At 52.0% G+C, this 4,563-nt stretch carries 5 protein-coding genes; 2 read left to right on the top strand and 3 right to left on the bottom strand.

The features are described 5' to 3' along the window. Positions 1-8: 8 nt before the first annotated feature. A complete protein-coding gene (locus Q0294_RS15175; RefSeq protein ID WP_299467127.1) occupies positions 9-941 on the bottom strand; it encodes a DUF1559 domain-containing protein in 933 nt (310 codons plus the stop codon). Between the two features lie 399 nt (positions 942-1,340). Between Q0294_RS15175 and Q0294_RS15180 the strand changes: the two genes are divergently transcribed. Together Q0294_RS15180 and Q0294_RS15185 are read left to right on the top strand one after the other, a co-directional pair. After that, the gene (locus Q0294_RS15180; RefSeq protein WP_299467129.1) at positions 1,341-2,327 is read left to right on the top strand and encodes a DUF1559 domain-containing protein; all 987 of its coding nucleotides are present in this window, start codon (positions 1,341-1,343) and stop codon (positions 2,325-2,327) included. A gap of 159 nt (positions 2,328-2,486) precedes the next feature. Continuing rightward, positions 2,487-2,684 (top strand): hypothetical protein, encoded by a 198-nt coding sequence (locus tag Q0294_RS15185; RefSeq protein WP_299467131.1) that lies wholly within the window; start codon positions 2,487-2,489, stop codon positions 2,682-2,684. Between the two features lie 20 nt (positions 2,685-2,704). Here Q0294_RS15185 and Q0294_RS15190 read toward each other — a convergent pair whose 3' ends face one another. Both Q0294_RS15190 and Q0294_RS15195 read right to left on the bottom strand, forming a co-directional pair. Further along, positions 2,705-3,238 (bottom strand): hypothetical protein, encoded by a 534-nt coding sequence (locus tag Q0294_RS15190; protein WP_299467133.1) that lies wholly within the window; start codon positions 3,236-3,238, stop codon positions 2,705-2,707. A gap of 84 nt (positions 3,239-3,322) precedes the next feature. Beyond that, positions 3,323-4,563: molybdopterin-dependent oxidoreductase (locus Q0294_RS15195; protein ID WP_299467135.1), on the bottom strand; the 1,241-nt coding region annotated here is incomplete at its 5' end.

Genomic DNA, 4,563 nt, shown 5'->3' on the forward strand with positions numbered 1-4,563 from the left:
AATCAGAACTAATTTGTCCTGCGTGCCAGTTGCTGGTAGGTTGTTGTATCAAGGGATTCCGAGAGGATGCGCACACGTCCATCGGCCCACAGGAAATGAGAGCCGCCGGGATGTCGACTGGAAAATTCACATTCGTCACAGAGTTCGCAGTTTGGTGTCGTCATCGCACTGCCCACCAGCCGGCAGGCGGCGTCCTCGCCGGAGATGTCGACCCCCAGCCAGGTTGACGGGACTTTTGCCATGGTTCGCTCGCCGACGATGATTGTATTACTTAAACCACGCTGCAGATGCACAAAGCTGACGGGCCTTGATTCCAGGAATGTTCCATCGCCGGCTGGCGCGGGAATCCCATCGTCGGCCTCGAGCGTTCCGAATACCCCCACATAACTTGTCGTGGGGAGTTCGATGATCGGGGTCATCGTCTCAGTTAGTTTATTCTCTTCATAAAGCATAAATGTCGGATCAATGATATCTGACGGGCAGAGGAAGTTGACAATCGAAGTGCTTCGCGAAGATAGATTGAACGGATGACTGAGCAGCCGACTGCGATCCACCTGATCGTAAATAGCCCGTTGTTCTAAATAAGGCAGTAGCGTCACGGCCCAACCGTAAGCAGACTTTCCCGAGGCCTCCCATTGCCAGCCGGACGGCAGACAACTATGCGTATCGTGATAAGAATGCAGAGCGAGGCCAATTTGCTTGAGCTGGTTTTTGCACTGCAACTGCCGGGCGGCTTCGCGGGCAGAGCCAACAGCGGGCAGGATCAGGCTCACCAGAGTCGTGATGATCCCAAACGTTACCAGCAATTCAAGAACCGTGAATGCCCGGCGCTGATGCCGGGAAACATTGCGATTGGCTTGAACATTGCGACCACACAGACCAGAACACGTTAAGTGCTGGCGCTGCGAGAGGACGCTGCTGCCGATCGGTCCGTGATACATGAGTCAAAATCCTTTTCGCCTCGTTTCATTCCATTGACGAGCCGTTTTGTACTAATCCTTTAGTATTTTGTCAAGCGGTGATTTGAGACGATTTCCTTGCGGCAGCCAGGAGAGTCTGAAAAACGTGAGGGAGGATTTTCACTTTCCCAAGAAAACGATCCCGCCCTGAGTGAACGTCTGTTAAATGCGAAACATTGATCGTCGATATCAGACTCACAATTCATCATTCGCACACTAGCTTTTAACAATTCGCGGTTAGGATTCCCTCAACATCAGGAAAGGGACCCCGTTCCCTGTTCCCCAAAAGGTCAGTCAAGACCCATACCGGCATTACCCCGCCCGAAAAACTCGAAAAGCCGCTTTACATTCTATTTCTTTTCACATTAAGGAGATTGGGAAATGAAGACGTTACGTCCATTTTCTCGCCCGGCTACCGGTGCGCGGAAATGTCCCACAAACATTCGTCGCGGGTTTACACTAATTGAATTACTGGTTGTGATTGCGATTATCGCGATTCTGGTCGCCCTGCTGCTACCTGCCGTGCAACAGGCACGCGAAGCCGCCCGCCGTACACAGTGCAAGAACAACCTCAAGCAGATCGGTCTGGCATTCCACAACTTCCACGACGCATATGATCGACTCCCGACCGGAGCCCGCGACGGCGCAGGTGCTTCGTTCGCCTGCTGTAATGCGACAGAACGTGTCGGCTGGAGCTGGAGTTATCAGATTCTGCCCTTCATGGAACAGTCGAACGTATACGAACTGGGAACTGATGCAGATCCTGTGGGTACGTATCCCCTCGTCGGTCGCGTGGGAATCAAAGCTTACTACTGCCCGACCCGTCGTAAACCGACATCCTATGGCAGCGGCTATTATCGTTCAGACTACGCCGGTAACGGCGGTCAACGTTCCGGCGGTATCACCAGTTCCGTCAGTACCGGAAAAAGGGGTGTTGTCGTGCAAACGACGTCTCGTGAAATCCGCATCAATGATATTAAAGATGGCTCGTCGAATACCATCATGGTCGCCGAAAAAGCGCTGCACCCAGATCGTCACGGTCTCGACGGTGGAGACAACGAACCCTGGAACAACGCCGGCTGGGATGAATGCGTGATTCGTCATGGAGCCGGCATCAACGGCTCGGGAGTGGAATACGGCTTAACCCCGCTGTACGACACCGACGCGCCCACGGATCTCATCGCCGTCACCGATAAAGGGGGCGTGAGCTGGACCAACTGGCATCCCTTCTTCGGATCGGCTCACTCAGGCGGAATGAACGCCTGCCTGGCGGATGGCTCAGTGCGGATGATCAGCTACAACATCGATGGCGAAGTAATGCGTCGTATCAGCCTGACCGACGACCGGGAACCCATCGGTGAGTTCTAAGCGCGCATGATATTCAACATACTTCCAAACTAACGCTGTCGCGACCTGGCAGAGCATCTGACGCTTTCCCCTCCGGAAACGAAGGGTGCTCTGCTGTTGACGGCCTCCACTGGCAAATACTTTTATCTCACAAGAAATCAACTGCAAAGGAATCTTCCCGTGAAACTTCTGTCCTGTTGTCTGCTCTTATCAGCATTCTGTCTGCTTCCCGGCTGCGGGTCCGATGAGGCTGAATTGAATTCGGGAGAAATCACCCCCGCACTGAAGGAAGAAATGGAAAAAGAAAAAGCAGCCGTCTTCGAATCAGAATCGGCCCATCGCGCAGCGCAGGAAAAACAGGCGCAGGGGAAAAAGTGAAATTGGAATCCCAGCCTCTTTCACGAGTCAGAGATAAAGTCTTCGCAGTATTCGATAAATTGAATTAATGTCCAATTATCATCAAAGGCAAGTGAAATTGTCTCCCGAGGAATATAGCATTTCCATTTCTTCTGAATGTCCAATCCCACAATCAGGGGTGTCAGATCGTCAAACGGTCCCCAGAACAGGAGCCCGAATGGGTCTTCAGGATGCAGAGGTGGAGGGAACTCGACTGGTTTTTCCAGACCGATTGCTTCTGAAACAATTACCGCGATCTGCTGTTTCACTGGTGAATCGAACCAGTCATATTTTAGAAACCAGTTATTGACATTGCCTCGCGCTTCAAGCTGATCAACGATTTCCTTTTCGATGAAAGATAACACTTCCTGTTCATGTTGCCCCTTGCGGAATCGTGATATCAGGCTTGCCGTAATCCAGCCTGCAACTGGAATGCGCTTCAGGCTGGTCTCCCAGCTTCCGGGTGGAGGTGGTGGCGATACAACAGGAGGCCAGTTTTGAGGATAATTTAGTGGCGGGTAAACCGATTCAATCATCTTGATTGACCATTCCAATTAAAAGTTTGCAAGCCAATCTTCAGGAATTGTCGAGCTGACGGCTGTGACAGCAAAGACTCTTGATTAAGCGGTCACCACAATGTCCTTCTGTTCGATGGCAACGTGCCCCGATTTTCGGAAGGGGCGCGGCATCGGCTGGGCTTTGCCGTTGGCGTCGATCGTGCGACAGCGGAGCGTGTATTTTCCTGCAGGTAAGCCGGGCAGCAGAATCGCCCAGTGCGCTTTCATCATTGGCATCGGCCACGCGTCCGGTTTTCCGGTTTTGTCATCAAAGCCGATGGTTCCGGGCGGAATTTTGTGATCGGGCAGGCTGCCACCCCAGTGATCGGAAGTCGGTGCAGCGAGTATTTCGGCATCGATCCAGGGGGCCGTGGTAAAAAACTGATCGTCCTGGGGGAAACTCTCGCCATTCTTTTGAATCCAGACCTGAACTTTCGCCAGACCGGCGGTTCCCGCTTGAGCATAACCTGTAATCGGAATCGGCTGAAGCGGTTTGACTTCTTTGGGAAAAGAAAGCGTGGACGCGAATGTTTTCAGTCTGCTGTCGATGTCATTGTTCCCGCTGGCATAGGTATCGTTGGCATGAAACAAATTGGAAAAATAAATGTGAGTCAGCCATTTCACATTTTTGAATCCATATGACTCCGGAACCACCATGCGGACAGGCGCCCCACGCTCGGGACTCAGCCACTGGCCGTTGAGTTTGTAACACAGAATCACAGGCGGTAACCCCTCTGGATCTTCCAGTACGCGATCGATCGGCAGTGAGCTTTTGAAAATCTGTTTCGGATCGTCATTATGATACCCGTTATAAAACACACGGCGGATATTATCGCGTGGTTTTGTCAGCCAGAGAATTTCGCGTAAAGGAACCCCTTCCCAAATACCAGTGCCCAGCGGGTCTCTGATATTCAGACAGGTCATGACTTTGGAAAAACGGACGGCGTGCTTCTCTCCCAGTTTGAGTAACGCTTCAAAATCCAGTGCGTTCCCTGTTTCTTTCGTGAGCGGATTTCCAAGCCGTGCTTTGTTTTCCGGATCGCTGATCACTTCGAGGGACCAGGTCTCTCGCGTCAGACCGACCTGTTGCCTTTTCTCTTCGCTCAGAGTATGCGGCTTGGGATTTCCGCGCGAGACATCACGAAATGATTTCGGAATGGTGAGATTGGTCTCGAGTTGGTCAATGGCTTGTTGCAGAGCGGGGTCTCGATGCTGAACGTCTGCCTGTAATTGATTCATCGCGGTAAATGCAGCGGCTCCTGCGACACCATATCGTAAAAAATAGCGACGCGATAACTGTGAAT

It is taken from the genome of uncultured Gimesia sp., assembly GCF_937919775.1.
GTDB lineage: Bacteria > Planctomycetota > Planctomycetia > Planctomycetales > Planctomycetaceae > Gimesia.